Source organism: Zobellia alginiliquefaciens (assembly GCF_029323795.1).
In the GTDB taxonomy this organism is placed as follows: Bacteria; Bacteroidota; Bacteroidia; order Flavobacteriales; family Flavobacteriaceae; genus Zobellia; species Zobellia alginiliquefaciens.
In genome coordinates, this window is sequence record NZ_CP119758.1 from 4,787,617 (window position 1) to 4,813,458 (window position 25,842).

Here is a 25,842-nt window from a genome sequence, read left to right on the forward strand (position 1 = left end):
TAAATGTACGATTTTTTATATGAAATTAAAACTGTCTTTTCTTTTAATTATTGCCTTGCTTAGCGGTTGTGCCAATAAAACCGCTATAGCCGGCCAAGGCGAGTATTATAGGCAAGAAATAGAAAAATCCAAACGTTTGGCCGCAGCAAAAGTTGTGCAAGATAAAAAAGAAATTACCATAGTAGAACCCTCCTACCTAACTAAGGAACAAAGACAGGGTTTTTCTGAATTATTAGGTGTCCCGTATGAAGACCTAGAAAACGAAAAATTGTATGCAAGTATAGATGAATGGATGGGCACGCCCTACCAATGGGGAGGCACTACCAAAAATGGAGTTGATTGTTCTGCCTATGTACAAGATATTTATGAAAAAGTTTATGGTTTAAAACTTCCAAGAACTTCTATCCAACAGTTTGATTTTGATATAAAAGCTCACTTTTCTGGTCAAAAATTTTTAAGACAAGGAGATTTACTTTTTTTTAGATTACGAGATGAAGACAAAGTGGTTTCCCACGTGGGCATTTACCTTCAAAACGGAAAATTTACAGGATCAAATTCCCCCCATGGAGTTCAAATTGCAGACTTGAACTCAAAATATTGGCAAGATAGATTCGTCTCTGGCGCACGTTTGCTCAAAAACCTGTAAAAATGAAAACCCTTTCCCCAGAAAAAATACAGCAAGAGCTGTTCGACCTTGATTTTGATTTAAAGGCAGAAACCTTTATTTCTTATTTAAATAATGAAGAGACAGCAATTGATATAGTTCTTAGAGACTTCTTCAAAAGACGCTTTAGTAAAGACATAACGACTATACAGGAAAGTCTGGACAAAAAGAACACTATAGAGGTATCGTTAAGCCGCAGAAGTTTTTATAATATTTTTCCCGAACGTTTTTTTCATCAAACTTATTCCGGAACGCCATATGTAGAAACCATGGTTACGGATTATAACGGTAGAAAGGTTGAAGAAGAAAATGCCCGAAAGTTTTTCAAGCCCTTGGAAACCGAATTTTTTCTTCAGCGTGTTGCCATAGAGTCAGCTGAAGACCTTACCTTTAAATCTTTAGGCAGTCCGGAATTGGTTGACTTTTTGTTAAATCTTTGGCAAATAGACTCTAGGATCCCGGCAAGTACGGCTGCAAAAATTCTTAAAACAATGCCTTTCATGTACAAGATAGCCGGTGATTTGCCGTTGTTACAATTAGTATTGGAAAACATTATTGAAGAAAAGCTAATAATTGAGAAAGATTATGCCACTATAGCATCCGAAACGAAGCAAGAACCATGGCAATTGGGAATAAATATGGCTACAGAAGGAAAACCTGTTACCTTTCTTCCAAAATACATTTTTATCATTGACAAAATAAGACGACCTAAAAAAATAGTTGATTACATGCCCAATGGAAAAATTAATGTACTAATGAATTTCTTTTTGGAACACACCTTGCCCTATGAGGCCGATTTTGAAATAAAATTTACGCTGGCAGATAAAGAAAGAGAATTTGTGATGAGCGAAGATATATATTCCGGAAGACTTGGCGTATCCGCTACAATTTAGACCCCTATGATTGGAAGTTACTTGAAAAGATTTATAAACGTAGAAGCACTGATTCCTTTTGCAATGGTCTTGGTTTTTATTTTGTTGGCTCTTGGTTTACTGGCCCGGAAAACCCCTGGTTTCAAAACTAGAAGGAAAAAATACTACTATTATCTTGCTGCGCTAATTGCCGTAATGGGCATATTTTTAGCTATAATATATAACCTGAAACAGTCTGCATTAATGTTCCGTTATTTTTGGATATTAGCCTTTGCAACGGTAATGGGCGGTCTTCACGTGTTTTTCTACCGCTATCTGTTTGAAAAATTCGATATAGATAAGGGGCTAAAAGAATTACTTTATGGAATTATAACCTCCTTTGCGGTTATGGTCCCCGTAATCCTTATTGCGGCGCACTATAAAGATTTGCAATATCTGCCCTATTATTTTCTGACGATTGCGGCATTTACCATACCTACAAGCTTTTTTGTACTCTATAAATATTCGGTTTCAATTCCTGTAAAGTTATACACCAAATGGTATTACCCGTTACAGAAAAAATACGATACACCTGAGCATTACGAACTAAAGAACATGATCATACTTAACTTTATGTTCTACAAAAATACCGAAGCTGGGGAAATGACCAGCTTTAAAGCCAAAGCACCCAAAAATATGGAATTCGGCCGGCTGTTCTTTTTCTTTATAAACGATTATAACGTTAAAAAAACAACAACCAAAATAGAACTAACGGATGCATCAGGCGACCCTCACGGTTGGTATTTTTATAGCAAACCAAAGTGGTACGGAGCTTCTAAACATATAGATTCAGAGCTTACTGTAGAAGATAATAACCTAAACGATGGCGATGTAGTAATTTGCCAACGTATATAACGTAAATATCATGATAGAGGATATCAAGAACTTTAAAATTAATTGGGTAGACGGCATGAAAATCTCCAAGGAGCATTTTGAAAGCCTTCAGAATTTTGCCGAAAACAGTATAAAAGATGCCTATGTTGTTCGTAAAGGAAGATACGGTCATGGTTTTTTAGCGTCTTATCTGGATGGTAATAATGAGTACGCCATAAACCTGGACATTCACAAAAGCCTAAAGGTAAGCATCAAAAAATTACGAGCCATTACCCCAAACGGAAACCGAATAGAGATTACAGAAAATACGCCTTCCGTTAAAGAAGAAATTGTGGTTGATGAATTAGCGGACAGTAAGCTTGATGAAGGCTTTCTGCTAATAAACCTAGATACAGAGCACACCATACCTTTTGGAGAACAGGACCCAAAGGAAATTCCACCAAGACATCCATTTTTGACCAACGGTCAGTTTTTTACTTTTATAACCAGTGATGATTTCGCAAAATCAGGACTGTCCGGCAACCAACTCCCAATTGCCAAAATTCAAAAAGAAGGCAAAAGCCTTTCTATTGCAACAGACTATATACCTCCTAGTTTAACTCTAGGCGCTCATGAAAGTTTAATCGACTTTTATAACGATACCGAAAACTTCGTAAAAATGACAGAGCGCAACGCAATTCTTATCGTTCAAAAAATTATGGCGAAGCAGAGCGATAATCCCGTTGCGGATGCCATGCATTTGGCGGTTGATAAAGCATATGCATACCTGGCTCAGCAGATTACAAAGATAAAATGGGAAGAGTATGATATGCACCCAAAGGAGCTTTTAGAAATTATAGTGAGTTTTGCCAGAGTTTTTAAAGGATCTGTGGACATCTCATCATCACAGAATAAGGAAGAACTTTTCAATTATTTTGGAGAATGGACCGAATTAAAAGGAGGTGATTATGAAAAAATATTTACGGATGTAATCAACATGCAATACAATCACAACGATGTGAACCAAAACCTAATTTTAGCGTCTGGCTTCATGAACGTTATTGACCGTTTGCTTACCGTGTTAACACAAGTTGATTATATCGGAAAACGAAGGGATATGGGAATTTTCGTAAATGAAAATATAGTCCAGAACAAACAGGACAAATCCAACAAACCTTCTTTCCTAGCTGATTAAAATTCTATTATGGAGATACTAAACAAAAAAGAACGAACTTCCTCTTTCCTATTGTTCTTACTAATGTTCGCCATAACGGTGGGTATTCTGTTCACGGCTTTTTTCTATAGCTACAAACTACCTTGGAAGGAAAATGCCGTTCTGCGTAAGGAGAATAAAAAAATGCAATATGAATTTATCTACCAGAAAAAATTTATAAATGCGTTAGAAGGGGTAGACAAGCAAATAGATTCTCTGGATACCGTAAAAGAAGGTTGGTTTTTTGTAGAACAGTCCATTATCAAAAACCTTATAGACCTTAGAAGTGATATTCCTAAAGATTCTTTGGATGACCGCAGTATGTACGAAAACTTGGTCCTTACCTACAACAAATTGGTAGATGCCAAAAGAGATTTAAAGCAAGTAGAGAGCGCCAGACAGGAAATAAACGACCTAGAGGAGCAAATTACCGATTACGAAAAAGAAATCAGCAGGCTCAATACCGCATTAGATCTTGCCAAACGTATGAACCGAAACTAACCATTGCATGAATACTGAATTAGAGAAAGCTATACATATTGCCACACAACTTGCCGAAGAACACCAACATGAAAGCTTTGGCCCCGCTCATTTAATCAAAGCCTCTTTAAACAGGGACCTTTCTTTACTTCGTATTTTACACGACAAAGGGGTTGATGTATACTTTATAGAAGAGTGGGCAGATGTTAATATGGAATCCCACCCTAAACGTACCAGTCGCACATTGGCGGTAAAAGCTAGTTCAGAGGCAAAAATGGTCTTTGTTGAGGCGGAAGAGATACAGACCAAGTTAAACAGACCAGATGTAGACCTTATCTGCTTATTCATATCCGCTATTACGCCAGGTGTAGGTTTTAGTTTCGATAAAGTAAAATCACTACCCGTTAGCAGCTCAGAACTATTCGATAGTTTTTCTAACGGTACGGATAGCAAAGGTGCGGCTAACAAGAAAAGCGTAAATACTACAGACGATTTTACAACCGACACCGATGTTCTAAAAAAATATACCAACGATTTACTTGTTGAAGCTTCCGGTGGTTATTATGACCATATCATAAATCGTGATCGGGAGCTAAAGCAAATCGCTGAAATCCTTAGCCGAAAATCCAAGCCCAACGTAATGGTGCAAGGCGAGTCCGGTGTAGGCAAAACTGTTTTGATACATAATTTGGCCAAGGAAATTCACTCCAGAAAAATCGTGGATACTTTACAAGAGGCCACCTTATTGGAAATAGATACCGCCATTTTACTTTCTGGAGCTTCGTATAAAGGAGAAGTTGAAGATCGTTTACAAAGTATCTTTAACGAGGCAAAAAACCTGGTAAAACCTATTCTATTTATAGATGACTTTCATGTGCTGTTACAGGACGCGTCTGCAAGCCAAGGCATTTTAAATGTTATTAAATCGGAATTAAATAAAGGTGAGGTTATCTTGATCGGGGCAACCACAGCGGATAGTTATAGAAAACACATCGCCAATGATGATGGACTTAACAGAAGATTTGAATCCGTTACCGTAGAAGAACCTGATCCAGAAATGGCTTTTCGTATCTTAAAAAGTGTTGGCCAGACCTATACTGAGCATCATGTGCTCACTATTGATGATGAGGCACTAAAAGAATCCATTCGCTTGGCAAAACGGTATTTAAAAGAGAAAAGCCTACCAGATTCCGCATTGGATTTGGTAGATAGAACAATGGCCGCCGCCAATGTGTCCACACAATCCTTGCCTACAGATTTACAAGATCTGAACGATAAGCTCCATGCAATAGAATCTAAAACGGAAAAACAAAAGGAGTCCGAAAAAATTCAGGCTATAGATTGGGTCTACATCGAATTAAAAAATAGATTAAGTCCTATTGTAACCGGAAAATTTGATACGGAAGATAGCTTACGTCTACCTACCTATGAAAAAAAATCAGCTTACATAAAGAGTATATTATCCGGTATAACGGAACATTCCAAAGAAAAACGAACTGCTGTTACCGAAGAGGATTTAGCAGCTATGGTTGCCGGTATAACTGGTATTCCGGCAGGAAAGGTACAATCCCAAGAACGTGAGCGACTGCTGGAAATGGAGACTACGCTTATGAAAAGGGTCATTGGTCAAGATAACGCCATTAAAACCGTTACGGAAGCCATTATAGAATCTAGATCAGGGCTTTCCAAGGCCGGGCAACCCATTGGTTCTTTTTTCTTTTCGGGCCCTACCGGAACCGGTAAAACGGAACTGGCAAAATCGTTAGCGGAGTTTTTGTTTAATGATGAATCGGCCATCATACGCTTTGATATGTCCGAATTTAAGGAAGAACATTCCGCAGCCTTGCTTTATGGAGCTCCTCCGGGATATGTAGGGTATGAAGAAGGCGGTGTCTTGGTAAATAAAATACGGCAAAAGCCATATTCAATCGTACTTTTTGATGAAATTGAAAAAGCCCATCAATCCGTTTTTGATGTATTCTTACAAATACTTGACGAAGGGAAACTAAACGATCGTTTGGGGAAAGTGGGTGATTTTTCAAACGCCGTTATCTTGTTCACTTCAAACATTGGTTCCGATTTTATCAGCAAATCAATAGAAGGAGGAAAAATACCCAAATCCAATGAGCTGCTAGAAATAATGGCCAGCTATTTTAGACCGGAATTTTTAGGCCGAATTACTGAAATTGTTCCTTTCGCTCCCATTTCCGAGAAAAACGCTCCGTTTATTTTCGATTTACACTTAAAAAAGGAGCTCTTGGTACTAACGGAAAGATTGGGAATCACCTTAGAAATAGACAAAAAAACCAAAGAACATTTATCCTTAGACGGGTTCTCCCCAACTTATGGTGTACGCCCGCTCAAGGCCGTTATCCGTAATAAATTAAAAAGGCCGTTGTCCAAAATGATCATCTCGGGAGAGATAAAGGCACCACAAACGGTTAATGTTGCGTTAAAGAAAGGTGAACTGGAATTTAAGGTGAAGAAATAACCAAGCTAGTTCATAGTAGTATTAACCGTATCTGAAAAAATAATGGCTAAACCGTATTACCAAGCACCATTTGATTTCAAACGTTTTTTTGAAAAGAAAGAGCTAAAGAAATTAACGCTACAAGATTCTATTTCTCAATTCATAAGTGTGATTATAACCACCTATTTTGAGGAATATACTTTTGATGAGCATTTTGGTAGTGAAATCTGGGAAACGGATTTTGACCTTTTGGTAAATACCAATGTTCTAAAAGAGAGAATTAAAAAGTCGTTAACGGCGCAAATAAAGACCTACGAAAAACGCCTATCGAATATAGACCTAAATATTGAGTTAATGGAAAGCCTATCTTCCAAAACCAATAAGGTTCGCTTAAAGAAATACCTCTATATCACCATAAAAGGTACAATTGTAAAGACAGATGAGCCGTTTACATTTAATGGAGACTACTATTTAGCTCCATTATCCTATAAATAATTAAGTTAATAGGAGTTAGTACAGAAGAACTAGATTCAATTATCAGCCAAAAAACAACTAAATGAAGAGCCTTACAAAAGAGGAGATAAAAGACAGACTGATCCGAAGGGCCGCCGAGGATTGGGGTGTAGACGATATGGAAATAGAATATTCCTTTGACCCTATTGTCGGAATTCTTTTTGATGCTTGTGCTCATGAGTTTGAACGTATCTCAGACACCATTAAAACTAGTCGTACCAAGGTTACGGAGCGTTTGGTAGATTTGCTTACACCGGAAATATCGGTTACGGCCAAACCCGCACATGCTATTGTACATGCCTTACCTCTTGATGGTAAAATGGTAATAAACGAACGAAGTCAATTTTTTCATAGAAAACGCATGCCGCTGTTCAGGGATAGCGGAAATGAAGATTTTAAGGATTTTTTCTTTTGCCCTTCCGGTGAATTTACTTTAAACAATTGCGAGCTTAGCTATATAGCCTTTCCGGATAAAATAGTTTCGCACCATAATCATAGAACAACGCCATGGCTCAATAGTTCGGATTTTATCGGTAGTCCGGAAAATAGCAGTATCTATATGGGTATAAAACCTGCTCCAGGCATAAAGACCATTGACGACCTCATTTGCTATTTTGACCTTTTAAACTTTACCAACAAAGAGTTATTGGTACACCATTTAGGTATTGCGGACTGGTCTATTAACGGAGAACTATTAAACGTAGTTAAGGGGTATGCGCAGCCAGAAATCGTTAAAGACGACTACAGCGCATATATTAACGAAAGCATACAAAGCAAGATACAGTTTTACGAGGAATACGTAAGGGAGTTTTACAGAGATCATTTTTATACGCTGGAGGGTAGCATCAATTTAAAGGGAAAGCTTAAAAAATACCCGGAAGAGTTTAAGGAATTCTTGAGTCAGAAAGATTTAGATACCTTGACTACGCCTTTGTTATGGATAAAAATAGAGTTTTCTACTGTGGTCTCTTCTTCAATGTTAGAGAACCTGCACTGCCACATCAACTGCTTCCCTACCTTAAATAAAAAATCGCATAGTGTTAGTAAGCGGTTACAGCCTAATTTCAATATCATTCCATTAGAGGCGGGAGAAGATTTCTTTTTGGATGTCCACAACGTATTGGGAGACAGCGGTAATGAATATTATGTACGTGACAGAAACAAAAAAGATGATACCCGCCCCCAGGCTTATTTACGTTATGGAGGTGTAAGTAGGTTTGATGAGCGCGATGCTTCGGAATTATTAAACTATACCTTAGACCTTCTAAAAGAAGATAGTGTTGCTTTTTCCGCCATGGGCGATGATTTTATAAACAGCAACCTTAAGGACTTAAAGCAAATTGTTTCCCGGATCGAGCAGCAAATAGAACTTCGCAATTTCAGAAAACACAAAATCCCATATTTGATCGTCAACCGAAATAGTGTAGAAAAAAATAGGGACAAAATAGTTTTTACGGACTATTGGACAACTACGGGTGAGAAGGCCAATAAAATAAATCCGTACAGTAAATTATTCCAATACTCGGGAACCGCTTTTAAGCCGGAATCACTGGTGTTTATAACAGGAAGCTTAGGCGGTCATGATGAACCCAATCCAAGCGAAAAAATTTATGCCTACAGGGAACAAGTGCTCTCTAGAGGGCGTATCATTACCCGTCAGGACATCATTCACCACTGTTATGCCGTATTCAAAGATGCCATAACAAAAGTAAAAGTAGAAAAAGGTGTTATGGTATCCCAAAGCAACTCCGTGGGTTACACCCCTACTACCGATATTTACATAACCCGGAATGTAGATGCCGATTATAGTGAGACGGACTGGGAACATTTGAAAAAAGAGCTGTTGATCGGCATAAAGACCAAATCAGCCAATGTTTTGCCGTTTCGGGTTTTCTATACCTAGCAACCTAGAATAACCCAATAGGGTAATGCGTTAGCTTATAGCGTAATATAATTTGTAAACTATAATTTACAAAGTTGCCTGTATACAAACAGGCAACTTGTACGAAATACCGTTCATCGAATTGTCATTTGAATTTTTGGTAACCCTTAGAATTCTAAATATCTTAATCAGTTAAAAAACCACCGCATGTCCAAAATCGTCAATATCAACCTCATTTTAAACGGTAATGCATTTCTTCCAAATTCGGGTTATTCCGTATCCGTAGAACAGGCCATTGGCGGCCACAGTACTTTTCGTATCGCTTTTCCTGCCCATGCCACGGAAACCTATGCCGGACCCCTTATGGGAAATGCTTTGGGCTATATCGGCAAGAAAATGTCCATTGGGCTCAATTCCGGTGAAATGGAATTTATAGGTGTGGTTACCAATGTAGACCTTCAAAAAGGAAACGGTGCTTCCGGCACCCTGGTCATCTCGGGCCATGGACCGTCCGTTCTACTGGCAAATTCGGTACAGTGCCTTAGTTACGAAGAGGGTACATCGCTATCCCAAGTCGTGGAGGATACCTTAAAAGGACATTCAACGGACATTCTTAAGAAAAGTATAGGTACGGGTACAGGTATTTCTTTGCCCTATACGGTACAATATAATGAAAGCGACCTCTCGTTCCTACAAAGATTGTGCAGCCGATACGGGGTTTGGCTCTATCATAACGGACGTGATTTTTGCGTGGGAAAATCCGACAGCGCTACCCTTAACGGCGTGTACGGGATCGATGTCCTCTCATTCAATTTATCTACCTCGCTCAAAGAACAGGTTTTTGACATTAAAGGGCACGACTGGGTAAACAACACCCAATTAGAGGCAAGTTCGGCCCCTCATACCGCCAATTCGTCCCACCCCTATCTTTCATCCGTAAAAGACGAATCCGATACCCTGTTCAATAAAAAAAGCAGTTACGACTATACCATAGGTCAACATGAATATAGTGCACAGGCCGGTCTTGATACCGCTGCCAAGGTGAACACCTTGGGAAGGGCATCCGGTATGGTGACCGCTTCCGGATCCTCCGAGCTAGTGGGCATGCGCGTGGGCGATACGCTTTCCTTAAAGGGTCTTAATTTTTCCGACCCTACAGCACAAGATCCTTACGGATCATACGATATTATAAAAGTGGTACACCGTTTTGACCACAGCGGACACTATAGCAATTCTTTTGAGGGCGTGCCAGAAGGTACCGAACACCTGCCCTACTCCAACAGTTTTGCTGTTACAAGGTCTGCCGATCAGCGTGGACTTGTTTTGGACAACGCAGATCCCGATGGCCTCGGACGGATAAAAGTGCAGTTTCCTTGGCAAAAACCTATGGGAACCAACACTCCGTGGATAAAAGTACCTACTCCCTACAGTGGTGGCGGTAAGGGGTTTTATTTCATTCCCGAAAAGGACGAGGAGGTATTGGTAGGCTTTGAGGGCGGAAACCCGGAAAAACCCTTTGTACTTAGTGCAGGGTTCAACAGCAGTGCCAGTAGTGGCTTTGCGGATGCAGATAATAATATTAAAGCGATAAAAACAAGAAGTGGACATATAATAGAATTGAATGATACCGATGGCGGGGAGAGTATAACGATTAAGGATAAGAATGAGAATATTTTTCAGATTGATACCGCTACTAATGATATTACTGTCAATGCTAATAATAATGTTAATATTAACGCTGTAGAAACTATAAAACTATCTGCTAAAAATATTGAATTAAGTGCTCAAGAAGACATCGTATCTCAAGCTGGCAAAAGCATAAAAGATTCGGCAAGTGAAAGCTGTAATATAATGGCTAAGAATAAAACCGAGGTCATTGAGGAAAATATTAAAGTATTATCTAAATCTTGTGAAATTACGTCAGAAGAAATAGCAATTAACAGTACTGCAAAAAACCTTGTATTATTCTCTCAAAAATCGGTAGATATTCAAAGTAATGAAAAAGTTAAACTTTTTTAAAAATTTATCATTTGCAAAAATCCGTAGTTTTCACCCCCGATCATAGCCTAGCCCTCAACCCGCATAGTTTGCGAAGAGTATATGGTGTAACTATTGATTTTGAAAAAACAGGAGAACCTAGACAAACTTTACGTTTTGAAATTGAGGTTCTAGCTAAAAAAGTTAAAGAAAAGAATTCTTGGATGTTTCAATTTGACAGGAGACATCTCTATATAAATGAGGAGAATCCAGATACAATATCCGAAAAACTAGCATTTGAATGTGGTCAGATTATATATCCACTTCAAATTCAAGTATCGAGTAACTGGGCAACAAAAGTTATTAAATCTAGACCACTTGCTATAAAACAGTTAAATACATTAGAAAATGAAACCAAACTACTTTATAAAAGTTCTATGATAGATAGGTATTTCTCGAAAGCATATGATTCGGTAAACCATCCTGAAAAATATCTTCGAGCAGTTGAACAGAATCTATTTCTCTCATTTTTCTTTGCTCCATTATATCAACAGTATAATCGTTTAACGAATTCGGCAACAACTATCATGAATATTCCGATAGTTCCTTTTTGCAGCCCAATAGAATATACTCTAGAACAAAAAGTTTCACCAAAATATACTAGGTTCAATACTATTACCGTTACCCAACAAGGAAAAATTACCGATTCAAGAACCCAAAAAGATATTTCACACAAATTAAACGAGCCTGTTTTTACGGGAAAAGGACAATCAAAAAAACTTGAGGGCGAGCTTATTGCCAAATACGAGCTTCACAAGGAAACAAACGTACTTCATTCCCTTACAGCAGAAGCAGATATAAATTTGGAAAAGGACAAGAAATTGGCTTTTCAAATTCAAGCTTATTATTTGGTCAATCGAGATAAAATCGCCGCACAAAGTGATTTTATTACCATCCCCAAATTAAAACCTAGTAAAAATGGCTAAAGATAAATATTTAGTATGTCAGGGAGCTATGTGCCAATGCCAACAAGGTTTTGCACCGGATCTTTTTAAAGTCCTGAGCCAGTCAAAATTTTATATTAATGACCAAAGTGGCAGTAGTAAACTAATTGGAAGCACTATGGATTTGGGTATTCCTTTTGAAGCAGGAACCTTTGGGCAATGTAAATTACAACCGACCGGCAGTAGTTTTATGACCTGTGTACCTAATATAATTCAATGGGACGGACCTTACGAAAAAGTAGAACTTGCCAATGGAGGACAGATTTTAACCGAGGAAAGTAAAGGAATATGTGCTATTGCCGGAAGTCCCGTTGTCGAATTCATGACCAATGGACAAATTGGATCACCTCAGAAATCAAATTTGGAAAATACCAACCAACAGATGCACAATCAATTAAACCCTTTGGTTAGACCTGATGAAATTGTAGAAGAAGAACCATTTGAAGGAATAGAGGTTAAATCAGAAATTACTTAGTCTATGTCTGTAGGAATAGAAACTTTGGAGTTATTAAATGAAACCCCACCCAATATTTTAGTAAAGAAAAATATTAGTGTAGGAGGGAAATCGTACAAATTAATACTCATAAAAAAAGGGAGCCACGCCCGTGTAGAGACCGTACTATATGCGGACACCCGTAATCCTGACGCTACAGTAAAAAGCACTAAATGGATCTTCGGAACGCAATTAAAAGATGGCTCGTGGAAATGGAATTCCTGGACTAGTGGTGACAAAATTCCGATGAATATAAATGGTCATCAAGTTACAGATTACGCTACCTGTGCAAGTGTTCAAATCGGTAATTCGACAAAAATTGGGCGTCCTTATTGGTTAGAGGCATTTATTCATCATCCTGAAATGCCTGAAGTCCAAAAACCTAAGGGAGTATATGTACTTGCTTTCGATGACCCTCAAATTATTGAAACCTTTTTTACGAAAATTAACACCCTAAAACGAACCGAAGATTCAGTCAAAGAAACCCAAATTTTTGATTATGGTGAAATCTTGCGTATAGAAATTCATACCCATGGTCTAACAAAAAAAGACGAAATAAATATTAAATGTACCATAGACGATAGAATTGTTGCTTTTGGAAAAAAGCATACAATTTTTGTTGATGACTTTAAATATAATGGCATTATTACTATTGATATTTATATTGACCCTAAGTGGAAGGAGGAGTTTAATCACGAAAAAAACCAGATTAAAGAGCTGAACATTAGCTATAATGTCAAAGCCTACGAGACAATTGCTGCTGAAAAAAATCGAGCTATTATAGAAGAGCGCTATAATACCCAAAAAGATCAAATCTCATTTTCTGACCCAATAAAATCTATTTCACAAGACTCAAAAGCATTCAATTTCTATGACAAAGAACATTTAAAAAATAGAATAAATAATCATTATTCGTTTAAAATTAACTCCAATGGTAATAGGGAAATGATTGAAAAGCGCAATAAAACGGTCGCGCAAATGGTATCTATAATGGATACCAAAGTAAATAAATTACAAAACGATCACCCTTGTAGATATACATCCGTTTTAATTAAGGAAATACACAGCAAGAATGAAAAGAAACCAAGAAGGTTTATTGCTTTCAGAGAAAATGGTGATGGTTCTATTTCCGATTTAACGGAGACGGAGTACTGTATAGTTGCCGGAAAAGAAAAGAATAAAAAAAAGGTAGTAATCAACATAGGTGGCCTAGAAACAGAGGGCTGTATCGCATACGATTATGAACATGATAAGAATTCAATTTTTGAAGAATTTAAATCTAAAGCAAAACAGCAATGGATATATCCCAATGACTATGAAATTCCTAAGAAGAATCAAATTCAATTAAAACTAACCTATCCTTACCACATTAATGATGATAATGCCCTACTCAAATATTTTTGGCCAGCATCCCTCCAACCTCAATTATTTTTCGTGCCACTGCAAACATGCGCTTATCCTAAACAAGGAGTACGCATTTTGGTATATCCAGATATAGTATGGGCCATATCTTTTACATATGGTGACCAAAATCCAAAAGCTAAAGCTGAATGGGGGAAAAGTCTATCAGCCGAAAGAAAAAAAATCTTAAAAGAACATGCTAAAGAAGAAAAAGAACTAAGACAATTCATAGAACGTAAATTACTCCCAGAAAAATTACAAGATAAATTAGAAAAGTTAAGGTATTATCAAGAACTGTTAGATAAACTAGGGAAAATAAATAAATTAAAGCTAGGTATAAAAGCCTCTTACGATGATAAAGTTGTAAGCTTTGATAATTTAGCAAACAAAATCATCAATGTGTCATATGCTTTTACGCTGGCAAAAGCTTTAATGGACCAAATGGTTGGCAGTGATGTACCTGATGAGGTAAAGCCTGAACTAATAAATAAACAAGTAAATAAACTAGGGAAGTTAGGTAAATTTGCTAAGAAGTTACCTGCCACTATTACCATTGATAACCCTAAATTAAGTGTTGGTGCATCTTGGGGTTACCAAGTTTTTTCTAAAGACATTGTACAAAACCCAACCGCTCCCTATGAAGTTGATTTATTCTTAAAAGCCGACCCTTTATTTAAGGCATCAGGGGTATTAGATATTATAACCTGTTGTGAATTTATACCTGCAGCAGGCCAAGCCATAAAGGTGGTTAGGATAGTATTAGAGTCTTCAGGTGTTGAACCTGTATTCACTTTAACAGCTGAAGGTTCTATAAGCCTTGCTGCAAAAGGAAAAATACATTTTGATGATAATAATAATGCAAGTAAATTAGAGGTTCAAAACACCAATTCTTTAAAGTTTACAGTTGAAGCAAGTATTTCAGCCGATGGAGGTCTAGCGGGTTTTTTGTTCGCTGGAGGTGATTGGGATGGATTCGTCACAAAAACAAAATATGAAGCAAAGGCAGAAACCGGTTTAGAGTTGAAATTCGGTCTAGGCGTGGAAGCTAGCAAAGGCCTATTTTTAGATGCTAAATTAGATTTTACAGGACTTATTGCTGTTGGTAAAAAGGTGACGGAATCGGATGAATTTATGAAAAAAGAAAAAGAAGCATTTAGATATGAAATTATTGAACCCACCCCGTCGATGTTGGGTGATACCTATTATTTTGAAATAACCCCTTAAAAATGAAAATACAGATTTTATTGTTAATCAGCATCTTGACTGTCGCAACTAGTTGTTCACAAAAAAAAAATATGAAAACAGATAACACTTTAATCGCTAAAGAATTAAGAAATTATAAATTTCTTAATGATTCAAGACCTGGGTATTATTTGCAAGTGAACAGTCATAACTGTTATTACGATATAAGGGTTAATGATTTAAATGGAGGTAAATATTTCGATCCATATCCAAGCTACTCCGTTCGTATACCATTAAATCAGAGGATATTAAAAAGTGGGGAACAATCATTATCCATTAAGGTTCTGCCATTTAATGGTGACACCTTAAGCAACCAAGCAAGTTTACAACTTCGTTTAATGATGTACCCCGATATGACCGATAGGGAAAATGATTATGGTGGCAGTACCGTTCTATGGGAATGGAAAATGCCCGATATAGATCAAGACCTACCCTTATTTGCCATGGACACTGTTTTTAAAGCCAAGGTGCCTTATAAAATCGACATTTTGGATAAATACGCCTTAGACCTTTCTAAAATGGATGGAAAAAAATTACTGCCGGAGGTTTTACATTTATTCCAACAAAGACATAGGCAACTCAAAAATCATGGAGAGGATAAAAAGCTCATGAACGATATTTTACAACGGGCACATGTCCAACTTTATTATTCCCAAGAAAGAATAAGTGAACTATCCTCTAAAACAACGCAAAGACCGAATGAGGTTTTGCAACCCTTGGAAAATTATGAACTCCGCCTATATGGTAATGGTAGAATTGTTACTTTACTCAACACATTTGACTACGACTCCGCAATTTGGTGGGCCGATAAAGATACGGGAGAACCTGTAGGCTGGCAACCCTTTTATCTATTTAAAAACAAGGTAACCGGAGAGTGGCATATATGGTAACTTTTGATAAGCCACCTTCTTTAGATGCTAATTAATTTGGTTTTATAACTCAAGGTTAATCTTAAACCTTTCTATATCAATATAAGACACTTTGGAAATTTTTTATTGGGACAATGTAGATGTAATGGTCATAGGTATTCTTACCTTTTTTTCTATTTCGTTCGGTCTATTCTACTATTTGATATTCAAAAGTTTTTATAAAATTACTATTAAACCTGGTTGGCTTTTATATATTATACCTCCTTCCATGGTATTGCTTATAGCCTCAATAAACCCGGGCTATGTGCCTTTGGCCTCATTGGGCAATTTTCCTATTCTTCTTATACTAATGCTTCTAGGACCTGTCTATTCAGCGATACGTAACAAAAAATCCATTATACCCTATTTATTATTTATTCTTTTCTTACCCATAACGATACTTACTTGGCCGTATGGCTTTGTGCTACTTATAGCATTCGTTATTTTGAGAGAAATTTTAACGCCCAACCAAAGTGAAACTTTTTATGAGTTGCAACGTATATTACCCACTTCCAAAATACGTACAATGGCCATGGGTCTGGTAGAGGTGTCCGGAAAGACCAAAATGCTGGAACCTGTTATTTCAAGAATAAAAAAAGAGCCCTGTATAGGTTATTTATATAAAATAGACAGCGTTAGTAAAGATGATGAAGGGAAGAAAAGCTATAATAACATCTCAACGGAAACCAAGTGCAATACTTTTGAAATAATAGACGATAGCGGAATAGCAACCGTAAAAGGAGAGGGCATAAGTATCTTGAATTTTTCAAAATCCGACCATAGTTACGAATCGAACGGTAAACGCTATCAGTTATTTTTATTGGAAGAAAATATGAAGGTACTTGTGATAGGTAAAGCCACCAATAAAAAGCAGCAAATTTATATTGACAAAGAACCTTCAAGAAACATTTTTGCCATAGCTCCTTTTGATTATGTTCAACGTTGGAACATTTCACGTCCACTACGTAATTCGTTTATAAGGCATATCTTATTTTTAATAGCGTTAGTTAGTTTTATATTGCTTTGCAATATACATATTGAGGACAAAGAGGTAACCATTAGGCTTGCGTATCTTTTTAAAGGGTTTGACCTAAAACAATTTTTTCTTTTAAATTTTAACAAATAAGTGTATGAACAATATTATCTTAATTATAATACTGGCCCTAATCCTGGTCTTTATCGTTACTAGCAGCATCAAAATCTACAATCGGTTGGTAATGTTAAACCATAACGTTGCCAAGAACTTCGCTAATATTGATGTAATCTTAAAACAACGGGCCGATGAAATACCGGAGCTCGTGAAAATCGTTAAAAAATATATGGAATATGAAGAGGACCTGATTACCAAGGTGACCAGCCTGAGAACCCAATATTTGAATGCTTCCAAAAATGACGACAAGGTAAAGGCAACCAATGAACTGAACAATACGCTTGCCAATATTATGGCCGTTTCCGAAAATTACCCCGATTTAAAGGCCAATACTTCCTTCCTCTCCTTACAAGGAAGAGTTTCTGAATTGGAAAACCACTTGGCCGACCGAAGGGAACTATATAACGACAGTGTCAACTTGTACAATATAGGTGTCAATGAATTTCCTGGGCTGTTATTGGCCAAACCTATGGGGTATTGGAATAAAGAGCTGTTACAGATTTCCGAAAAAGAAAAACAGTATCATGGAGTTCAGTTTTGAGTCTTATGAGTTTATAAAAAGTATAAACGAAAATGCCAATAACATCAGGCTGTTGGCCTATATTGGAGTTCCGTTAATATATATCCCCTATAGACTAGTATTGAAACTTTTGAAGCAGGATATGAACGGCAAAATAAATTTACTGGGCCTATTCTATTTTATAATTATATGGATAATGAGTGGGGTTACCCTTGGTATCTTATGCCAAGATGAAACCTCCGGACTGAAGTTATTTCTTGTTCTAGTCTCTATCATCTCAGTTAATTTAGTTTTTGTTTTGACCAATCATTTCCGCTTGTACAAGCTTTACCAAAGTACCCTAAAAGAAATAATTGACCAACAGTGACCCGCTTTTTGCTGTTCTTAAGATATCCAAATCTTTAAAATTCACCATATGTCCTTCAACGTTTTTATATTTAGCTTAAGTATCCTTCTCGCTCGTACTGAGTAAAAAACTAACTAGAGTTAATAGAAAGCTATCTAAAATTTTAGATAGCTTTCTATTTTTAAATAATGAGTAGAAAATAGTGCACAACAATATTGCCTTGGAAGCAAATGCTTTTTAAATGATGCGAATGGATGTTTAGTTAAAGTAGAATATCCTCTACTGGCGCCCTTCGTTAAAAATAAGCCTGCCCACCCCAATGTTAAAATACAATTACTAAGTGAGCCTATTCAGTTTTAATTATTAAGCCCTCTCACAAACTTTCACAACTAAAGTTAAACTTCAGCCATCCACTACCCTACATTTATCCGTATGTAAAAAGTAAGCCTGTACGAAATACCGTTCATCGATCTTGATTTTTTTTTTTTGGTAACCCGTATAATTCTAAATACCTTAAACCGCTTAAACACAACCGCATGTCCAAAATTGTAGAGATCAAACTTATTTTAAACGGGAACACGTTTTTACCCAAATCAGGCTATACCGTTTCCGTAGAACAGGCCATTGGCGGCCACAGTACTTTCCGGATCGCTTTTCCCGCCCACGCAACGGAAACCTATGCTGGCCCTCTTATGGAAAATGCTTTAGGTTATATTGGTAAAAAGATGTCCATTGGTCTTAATGCGGGCCAAATGGAATTTACAGGTATCGTTACCAATGTGGACCTTCAAAAAGGAACTGGTGCGGCCGGAACTTTGGTAATATCGGGCCATGGCCCTTCCGTTCTATTGGCCAACTCGGTGCAGTGCTTCAGTTACGAAGAGGGTACATCGCTATCCCAGGTTGTAGAGGACACCTTAAAAGGACATTCCACGGATATATTGAAAAAAAGTATAGGAACGGGTACAGACGTTACGTTGCCATACACCGTACAATATAATGAAAGTGATCTATCGTTCCTTCAAAGACTGTGCAGTCGCTATGGAGTGTGGCTCTACCATAACGGACGCGATTTTTGCGTGGGAAAAACGGACAGTACCACTCTTAACGGCGTATACGGGATTGACGTATTATCGTTCAATTTGTCTACCTCTCTCAAAGAACAAGTTTTTGACATCAAAGGACATGACTGGGTAAACGATACGCTCTTAGAGGCAACATCATCCGCCCATGTAGCAAATTCGTCCCATCCTTATCTTGCACCGGTAAAGGGCGAATCGGATGCCGTATTCAACAAAAAGGGCAGTTACGACTATACCGTAGGCCAACACGAGTACAGCGCACAGGCAGGTTTGGACACAGCCGCCAAGGTGAACACCTTTGGCAGGGCTTCAAGCATGGTCACCGCTTCGGGAAGCTCGGAACTGGTATCCATGCGCGTGGGCGATACGCTTGAACTAAAAGGACTCAATTTTTCGGATCCCACGAAACAGGATCCTTATGGGTCTTACGATATTATAAAAGTGGTTCACCGTTTTGACCATAGCGGCCATTACAGCAACTCTTTTGAGGGCGTACCGCAAGGTACCGAACACTTGCCCTACTCCAACAGCTTTGCGGCACCCAGAGCGGCCGACCAACGCGGACTCGTATTAGACAACGCCGACCCTGATGGGTTAGGTAGAATTAAAGTGCAGTTCCCATGGCAAAAGGTTATGGGCACAAGCACACCTTGGATAAAGATGGTCACTCCGTATGCCGGTAATGGAAAAGGGTTCTATTTTATCCCAGAAAAGGATGAAGAGGTTTTAGTCGGCTTTGAAAACGGAAACTCTGAAAAACCATATATAATTAGCGCAGGCTTCAACACAAAGGCCAAAAGCGAGTATTACAACTCCGAAAATGATCTCAAAGCCATCAAGACCCGTAGTGGTAACGAAGTTATCATGAACGATAAGGATGGTAGCGTTACTATTTCCGATGCTGACGGTAATACGGTGGTTATGAACGGAAACGGAGAAATCACGATTTCGGCTAATAAAAAATTAAATCTAAATTCCGAGGAAATCAATATTACGGCTTCCAAAACGGTTAACATAGAAGGTTCCAACAATGTAAATGTTAATTCTAAGGAAATATTGGCAGACGGCACTTCAAAAGTAACGGTGAACAGTGCTGCAAAGGTGGAGATGACCGCACCTAGTACCCAAGTAGAAGGTAGCGCGGAACTTAAGTTAAAAAGTGATGGCATTCTGGATGCGGATGGTACTACTATGACGAACATAAAAGGTGGACTTCTAAACCTTAATTAAGATTTTCTCTTTATGAATAGTGAGCATAATCCGGTAGCACAACTAGTCTCTCAAATCCAACAGAAATGGATTGCAGATATAGCTCCGAACGAACATATTAAATGGGTTCGATGGGTTATAAAGCCTGAGCAGGCCCGTTTATACGAAGGATTTCTTAGATTAGAATCCTCTTCTCACGGTTCAATCCCAGATATTCCCGTGGTACTCCTTACCTCTTTTCAAGATAGTAAAGTACACAGCAAAATGCTGATAAAGGATTGGTTGAACAATTTTGAAAAGGATGAAAAGATTCAGGAAAATATCAAAAATGGCAAATTGGAATTGGCTTGGGACATAGCGTATTTCAAAGAAGAACTTCAAAAAGACGATATTGATTTTAACGCACTTTTGATTGAATTATTAGGTAGTTTTCAAAAATCGCTACCTGATACAGAACAACACTTGGTACTTTCGCTGTTACCTTATACCATACAATCAACACAAAATTATAACGATTGGATGGACACCTTACTGGCTATTGGTTTACCCGATAAAGTAAGGTTCATGGTATTTGACCACATTCCTGAAAATTATTTTGAACCTATTCAAATAAAATACAAAGATGTGGCTAAATCACTATTAGTTGATTTAGACTTAGACGGTGCCACAAAAAAAATTGCGCTTTCTGGTGACCCTAACGATCCCGAACTACAATTTCGGGAATGCATGCTAGAAATGGGGAACAGTGCGGTAAAAAATAACAGGAAACGCTTACACTTATGGGGCGAAAAAGGTCTAGAAGTAACGCAAAAAACCGGCAATAAGGCTTCCTTTGCATCGGCACATACCGTTTATGCGGGTATGCTCTTCAATTTTAAGGAGTTCGATACTATTGATAAATTATTGCAAAGAGCAATGACCATTGCCAAACAGGGAATTTCATCCGGTGACGAATCCGTGAAACCCATCCACTTGCAGACCTATGGTTTTATGGCGGCAAGTAAGCAGCATCAAAATGAAGCCGAGACTGCAACAGACCTTTTCTGCCAGCAAGCTGAGTTGGCCATTTCATATAGAATGGTACAGCAAGCATTGACAGCCTATATGACGGCCTATACACTGATAAAGAAAAAGAATGCCTCACGCCATCGTGAAATCGTAGCCAAGGCTTATAATTTTGCACGAACGTTAACTCCGGAGGAGTTAAAAACGAGTCCCATCGGTCATATTGCTTTAGAACATCACTCGCTTTCTAATCCAGAGGTACAAAGAAAAATAGATTCTTTTATGACCGAACTGGAGAATAAAAACTGGAAAGAGCAATTGCAAATACAGGAACAGAACCTTAAAACAAGTGTTTCTACCTAATAAAAAAATATATAGTTTTTAACTAACATTAAGCCCATACTATATGCTGTTGGCCAACAAACATTTTACGCCCGTATTAGGAATAGATATTCACATCATTATCCTTTTTGGTGTTCCTACGCCACTGCCCCATCCGTTTATTGGTATGGTTATGGATCCAATGGACTATATTCCTTTTATAGGGTCTACGGTAAACGTAAACAGTGTTCCTAAAGGTAACAGCCAGACAGCAGGTGTTCTAGGTACTTTTTTCCATATTCCTATGGGTGGTCCGTTTTTGATGGCTCCTATGATCGGCCATGATTCCGTAAACTTTTTTGGTAGTACCACGGTCAGTACGGAGGGTAACTATTTTTCCCCATCGGGCCACATGTTAATGACCTGTAATGACATCGGCTTGCCGTTAACACTTGCTCCAGGAAAAAAAATGAAGCCCATACCCAGTATGTACCTTCCCTCATCAATGACCATTCCACTGCCTATGGGCAAACCGGTAATGGTTGGTGGTCCTTATGCGCCCGACCTTTTGGGTATGTTAACCGGCCTAGCTATGAGTTATGGTTTTGGTGCCTTAATGAAAAAAGTTGGAAAGGGACTTAAAAAAGGACTTACAAAACTCAATCATGCTTTACCATCTACTAATGGCCTAAAAAAATCGCTCTGTAAAATGGGCTTTGAACCCGTTGATCTGGTCACCGGCCGTATGGTTTATGATGGTGAGGATTTTAGCCTTGCAGGACCTATTCCCATCACATGGAAACGTAACTGGTATTCCGATTCAGAATACGAAGGACTAATGGGGCACGGCTTTCATTCCAATTATGACCTAGCCCTGCATATTGTTGAAAAAGAAGATGCTGTGGCACTACGTTTGGCAGACGGCCGAATCACACTAATGCCACAATTATCCATTCCCGGAGAACAACATTATAACCGTAGCGAAAAGCTAACGCTTACGTATATAGACCGAAATACCTATGAAGTAGAAAATCATGAAGAGCAGCTTACTTATGTGTATAGCAAACACAATCCCGCGCTATTCAAACCTTCGGAAATCCGTAATGCAGACGGTTTTAAATTACAATTGGAATATAATTCCAGTAATGCCCTTACCCGAATAATCGATAGTGTGGGCAGAACAATAGAAATGCGGTTGGATAACCAGAACCGTATTAGCGAAATTTCCGCCGAGCATAAAGGTCAGCACAGAAAATTGGTTTCTTATGATTACAACAAAGAAGGTGACCTTATAAGAATTGGTGATGCCTTAGACCAATACACCACAATGGAATATGAAAACCATTTGATGGTAAAAAAGACCGACCGTAATGGGCAGGCCTTTTATTGGGAGTATGATGGTGATAAAACAGGCGCCAAGTGTATCGCTACCCGTGGTGATGGAGACATACTTTCTGGAACCTTGGAATACGGTAAAGGAAAGAACATTATTACCAACTCACTAGGCGAAACAAGCATTTATTATTTTAACGACCTGAATCTCTGCACACAAGTAACCGACCCTATGGGCGGACATATTTTTCACGAGTACACTGCTTTTATGGAGCCGTATCGTGATATTGATGAGGAAGGTAATATTACAGGCTATAGCTATGATGAACGCGGTAATCTGGTTGGTCTGCACTTGCCCGACGGTGCTGTAACCACTTTCGTATACGATAATCAAGACCGATTGGTGCTTACCAAACCTCCCGTTGGCGGTTCTACGGTACGCACCTTTAAAGAAGACCGTTTGCATGCTGTAATTGCAGCTGACGGAGGCGTAACTTCTTTTGATTACAATGAAAACGGACTCATAAGCGAAGTACGGGACAATGCCGGGAATATTTCTACACTAAGTTATGACAAGGATTTTAACCTGTCTAAAATGCAACTGCCCAATAAGGCCATTGCTACTTGGAAATACGATGTTTGGGGCCGTTGTCATAAAACAAAAAATGCGGCTGGTCACGAACAGAATTTTATTTATGATGATTTAGACCGCTTAAAACAAGTGGTAGAAGCAGATAACAATGCCGTACAATTAAAGTACAATGCCTATGATGAAGTTACGGAACTACATCAAAAAAATGGCAAAGTAAAGTTTGAATACACCCCAATGGGAAGCCTGAAAATGAGGGAAGAACGGGGGCGAAAAGTATTCTTCAATTATGATACGGAAGAGCAACTACGTTTCATAGATAATGAACATGGAGAGCGGTACCGCTTTAAACGCAACCCCAATGGGGAAATCATTACAGAAACCGGTTTTGACGGCCTAACACGCTGGTACCAACGTGACCGTGCCGGTAAAGTATACCGTGTGAACCGCCCTGGTGGCAAGTTTACGGAATATGAATATGACACCAATGGGCGGATTACCCGTGCCGAACATAGTGATGGCACTTGGGAAACCTACAGTTATGACCGTAATGGCAACTTGATTGAAGCTGTAAATGAAAATAGCACGGTGCAACTCATTCGCGATAATGCGGGTAGGGTTATTGCCGAAAATCAAGACGGGCACCTTGTTGAAAGCGCCTATGACAACTTGGGTAACCGGATACAAATTACCAGTAGCCTAGGTGCAGAAATTGACCTATTGCGCAACAAATTGGGCCAGATTGAAACGATGAATGCCCAAGTCAATGACATACAATCAGAAGAGAAAACTGGGGCGACTAAAAATGCTCAAGCTTGGCGTGCTGACTTTGCGTATAACAGCATTGGTATAGAAGTAGAACGCCTGCTCCCAGGCGGTGTGGTTTCCCAAATGAAATATGATGAAGCAGGGCGCCCTATTCAACAGAAGGTGACCCGTGGCCGTAGCGAAATGCGCCACCGCACCTATAATTGGAGTGTAAACGACCGCTTGACCAGAATGGTGGACGAGCTGAACAAAGGACAGGTAAGCTATACACATGACGCTTTTGGTAATTTAGCTTCCGCCAAATATGAGAACAATGATATGGACTATAAGTTGCCCGATGAAGTGGGTAACCTCTACCGCTCCAGAAATAAAGGCGATAGAAAATATGGCGCTGGTGGGCAATTGCTAAAAGATGGTAACACCTCCTTTAAATATGATGATGAAGGCAACCTGATTGAAAAGCGAACACCAGACGGAGCTGAAACCTACGAATGGTACGGCAACGGTATGCTACAAGCGGTCAATAAAACCAATGGAGAAAAAGTAGCATTTGAATATGATGCCTTAGGACGTAGAACTGCCAAAAAAGTAATACCTGCCCGAGCGAAGTCCAGAAGCGGCATAACTCGCTTTGTTTGGGACGGCAACGTACCCTTACACGAATGGAAATACCCGTTAAAAGACCGACCGGAATGGGTGGTAGACGAATGGGGCATGCTGTCTAAAAATAAAGAAGAACCCATTGATAATTTAATTACCTGGGTATTTGATGAAGCAACATTTAAACCAACAGCCAAAATTATTGATGGAGAGCAATTCTCTATCATTACAGATTACTTGGGTACCCCTGTAGAAATGTACAACGCGCAAGGCGAAAAAACCTGGGCGGTAGAATATGATATTTACGGAAAAGTACGTAAACTTGTTGAAGGTTCTTTGGAAGATTGTCCGTTCCGATATCAAGGCCAGTATGAGGATGAGGAGACTGGGTTGAATTATAATAGGTTTAGATATTACTCGCCAAACGAAGGTGTTTATTTAAGCCAAGACCCGATTGGGCTGGCGGGGGATAAAAATCTATATAGATATGTAAAGGATAGTAATACATATTTAGATCCTTGGGGTTTGGCTCCTTGGCCTAAGGGAGGATTTAAAGAATGGTGGGATGCAGCTTCAGTTCAAGATGTCAAAGATAATATCAAATCTGTAAAAAATGCTATGAGAGCAATGCATGGTGGAGGTAACCACGAAATGTTTCCAGTGTCTCAAGCTGCTAAAGCCAAAGAACTTGATTTCACGTATGATGAACTATCAGAAAGAACAATGAAAACTTCTGATGTTTTCTTTGAAAATGTTCCTGATAATAAAGGTAATCTACTTTCGGGACCTCATGTCTCCTCTGGTGTTGACAACTCTCCTGCTTCTGCACGTTTCCACAAAATGCTAATTGCCAAACTTAAAGCAGCTAAAAGTAAAAAAGTAGCAAAAAGAGTCATAACAACTATGCACAATAAATATGTTAAAACACCAAATATAAATTGTAAATAAC

At 38.5% G+C, this 25,842-nt stretch carries 19 protein-coding genes; all 19 read left to right on the top strand.

Translation table 11 applies throughout. From position 1 onward, the window contains the following. Nucleotides 1-19 precede the first annotated feature (19 nt). The 19 genes from P0077_RS19815 (at nt 20) to P0077_RS19905 (ending at nt 25,841) form a co-directional block, all read left to right on the top strand. Nucleotides 20-646: a C40 family peptidase gene (locus P0077_RS19815; protein ID WP_276166929.1), complete on the top strand. Its 627-nt coding sequence runs from the start codon at nt 20-22 to the stop codon at nt 644-646. 2 nt (nt 647-648) lie between these two features. Continuing rightward, nucleotides 649-1,557 (top strand): hypothetical protein, encoded by a 909-nt coding sequence (locus P0077_RS19820; protein ID WP_276166930.1) that lies wholly within the window; start codon nt 649-651, stop codon nt 1,555-1,557. Between the two features lie 6 nt (nt 1,558-1,563). Next, nucleotides 1,564-2,430, top strand: coding sequence for a TssN family type VI secretion system protein (locus P0077_RS19825; protein WP_276166931.1), 867 nt, complete (start codon nt 1,564-1,566; stop codon nt 2,428-2,430). 10 nt (nt 2,431-2,440) lie between these two features. After that, nucleotides 2,441-3,583 carry a hypothetical protein gene (locus tag P0077_RS19830; RefSeq protein WP_276166932.1) on the top strand — a complete coding sequence of 381 codons (1,143 nt, stop codon included), beginning with the start codon at nt 2,441-2,443 and terminating at the stop codon, nt 3,581-3,583. A 9-nt stretch (nt 3,584-3,592) separates the two neighbouring features. Continuing rightward, on the top strand, nt 3,593-4,102 hold the full coding sequence (gene tssO / locus P0077_RS19835; RefSeq protein WP_194527498.1) for a type VI secretion system TssO: 510 nt from the start codon (nt 3,593-3,595) through the stop codon (nt 4,100-4,102). A 7-nt stretch (nt 4,103-4,109) separates the two neighbouring features. After that, nucleotides 4,110-6,572 (top strand): AAA family ATPase, encoded by a 2,463-nt coding sequence (locus tag P0077_RS19840; protein ID WP_276166933.1) that lies wholly within the window; start codon nt 4,110-4,112, stop codon nt 6,570-6,572. Between the two features lie 42 nt (nt 6,573-6,614). Further along, the gene (locus tag P0077_RS19845) at nt 6,615-7,046 is read left to right on the top strand and encodes a GPW/gp25 family protein (protein WP_194527500.1); all 432 of its coding nucleotides are present in this window, start codon (nt 6,615-6,617) and stop codon (nt 7,044-7,046) included. Between the two features lie 61 nt (nt 7,047-7,107). Continuing rightward, nucleotides 7,108-8,967: a hypothetical protein gene (locus tag P0077_RS19850; RefSeq protein WP_276166934.1), complete on the top strand. Its 1,860-nt coding sequence runs from the start codon at nt 7,108-7,110 to the stop codon at nt 8,965-8,967. 186 nt (nt 8,968-9,153) lie between these two features. Next, nucleotides 9,154-10,965: a type VI secretion system Vgr family protein gene (locus tag P0077_RS19855; protein WP_276166935.1), complete on the top strand. Its 1,812-nt coding sequence runs from the start codon at nt 9,154-9,156 to the stop codon at nt 10,963-10,965. An 11-nt stretch (nt 10,966-10,976) separates the two neighbouring features. Further along, nucleotides 10,977-11,909, top strand: coding sequence for a hypothetical protein (locus tag P0077_RS19860; protein WP_276166936.1), 933 nt, complete (start codon nt 10,977-10,979; stop codon nt 11,907-11,909). Next, on the top strand, nt 11,902-12,402 hold the full coding sequence (locus P0077_RS19865) for a DUF4280 domain-containing protein (RefSeq protein ID WP_276166937.1): 501 nt from the start codon (nt 11,902-11,904) through the stop codon (nt 12,400-12,402). Before P0077_RS19860 ends, P0077_RS19865 begins: the two co-directional genes overlap by 8 nt. 264 nt (nt 12,403-12,666) lie before the next feature. Further along, nucleotides 12,667-15,045 (top strand): hypothetical protein, encoded by a 2,379-nt coding sequence (locus P0077_RS19870; RefSeq protein ID WP_276166938.1) that lies wholly within the window; start codon nt 12,667-12,669, stop codon nt 15,043-15,045. Between the two features lie 71 nt (nt 15,046-15,116). Then, the gene (locus tag P0077_RS19875; protein ID WP_276166939.1) at nt 15,117-15,953 is read left to right on the top strand and encodes a hypothetical protein; all 837 of its coding nucleotides are present in this window, start codon (nt 15,117-15,119) and stop codon (nt 15,951-15,953) included. Between the two features lie 91 nt (nt 15,954-16,044). Beyond that, nucleotides 16,045-17,097 carry a hypothetical protein gene (locus P0077_RS19880; protein WP_276166940.1) on the top strand — a complete coding sequence of 351 codons (1,053 nt, stop codon included), beginning with the start codon at nt 16,045-16,047 and terminating at the stop codon, nt 17,095-17,097. 4 nt (nt 17,098-17,101) lie between these two features. Then, nucleotides 17,102-17,662 (top strand): LemA family protein, encoded by a 561-nt coding sequence (locus tag P0077_RS19885; RefSeq protein ID WP_276166941.1) that lies wholly within the window; start codon nt 17,102-17,104, stop codon nt 17,660-17,662. After that, nucleotides 17,646-18,008: a hypothetical protein gene (locus P0077_RS19890; protein WP_276166942.1), complete on the top strand. Its 363-nt coding sequence runs from the start codon at nt 17,646-17,648 to the stop codon at nt 18,006-18,008. Before P0077_RS19885 ends, P0077_RS19890 begins: the two co-directional genes overlap by 17 nt. 515 nt (nt 18,009-18,523) lie before the next feature. Further along, nucleotides 18,524-20,299, top strand: coding sequence for a type VI secretion system Vgr family protein (locus P0077_RS19895; RefSeq protein WP_276166943.1), 1,776 nt, complete (start codon nt 18,524-18,526; stop codon nt 20,297-20,299). A 12-nt stretch (nt 20,300-20,311) separates the two neighbouring features. Next, nucleotides 20,312-21,646, top strand: a complete 1,335-nt coding sequence (locus P0077_RS19900) for a hypothetical protein (RefSeq protein ID WP_276166944.1) — start codon at nt 20,312-20,314, stop codon at nt 21,644-21,646. A 43-nt stretch (nt 21,647-21,689) separates the two neighbouring features. Then, on the top strand, nt 21,690-25,841 hold the full coding sequence (locus P0077_RS19905) for a DUF6531 domain-containing protein (RefSeq protein WP_276166945.1): 4,152 nt from the start codon (nt 21,690-21,692) through the stop codon (nt 25,839-25,841). The last annotated feature ends 1 nt before the right edge of the window (nt 25,842 follow it).

Coding starts and splice junctions, on each gene's coding strand:
- P0077_RS19815 (WP_276166929.1), top strand. CDS start 20: ATGAAATTAAAACTGTCTTTTCTTTTAATTATTGCCTTGCTTAGCGGT.
- P0077_RS19820 (WP_276166930.1), top strand. CDS start 649: ATGAAAACCCTTTCCCCAGAAAAAATACAGCAAGAGCTGTTCGACCTT.
- P0077_RS19825 (WP_276166931.1), top strand. CDS start 1,564: ATGATTGGAAGTTACTTGAAAAGATTTATAAACGTAGAAGCACTGATT.
- P0077_RS19830 (WP_276166932.1), top strand. CDS start 2,441: ATGATAGAGGATATCAAGAACTTTAAAATTAATTGGGTAGACGGCATG.
- tssO (WP_194527498.1), top strand. CDS start 3,593: ATGGAGATACTAAACAAAAAAGAACGAACTTCCTCTTTCCTATTGTTC.
- P0077_RS19840 (WP_276166933.1), top strand. CDS start 4,110: ATGAATACTGAATTAGAGAAAGCTATACATATTGCCACACAACTTGCC.
- P0077_RS19845 (WP_194527500.1), top strand. CDS start 6,615: ATGGCTAAACCGTATTACCAAGCACCATTTGATTTCAAACGTTTTTTT.
- P0077_RS19850 (WP_276166934.1), top strand. CDS start 7,108: ATGAAGAGCCTTACAAAAGAGGAGATAAAAGACAGACTGATCCGAAGG.
- P0077_RS19855 (WP_276166935.1), top strand. CDS start 9,154: ATGTCCAAAATCGTCAATATCAACCTCATTTTAAACGGTAATGCATTT.
- P0077_RS19865 (WP_276166937.1), top strand. CDS start 11,902: ATGGCTAAAGATAAATATTTAGTATGTCAGGGAGCTATGTGCCAATGC.
- P0077_RS19870 (WP_276166938.1), top strand. CDS start 12,667: ATGAATATAAATGGTCATCAAGTTACAGATTACGCTACCTGTGCAAGT.
- P0077_RS19875 (WP_276166939.1), top strand. CDS start 15,117: ATGAAAACAGATAACACTTTAATCGCTAAAGAATTAAGAAATTATAAA.
- P0077_RS19885 (WP_276166941.1), top strand. CDS start 17,102: ATGAACAATATTATCTTAATTATAATACTGGCCCTAATCCTGGTCTTT.
- P0077_RS19890 (WP_276166942.1), top strand. CDS start 17,646: ATGGAGTTCAGTTTTGAGTCTTATGAGTTTATAAAAAGTATAAACGAA.
- P0077_RS19895 (WP_276166943.1), top strand. CDS start 18,524: ATGTCCAAAATTGTAGAGATCAAACTTATTTTAAACGGGAACACGTTT.
- P0077_RS19900 (WP_276166944.1), top strand. CDS start 20,312: ATGAATAGTGAGCATAATCCGGTAGCACAACTAGTCTCTCAAATCCAA.
- P0077_RS19905 (WP_276166945.1), top strand. CDS start 21,690: ATGCTGTTGGCCAACAAACATTTTACGCCCGTATTAGGAATAGATATT.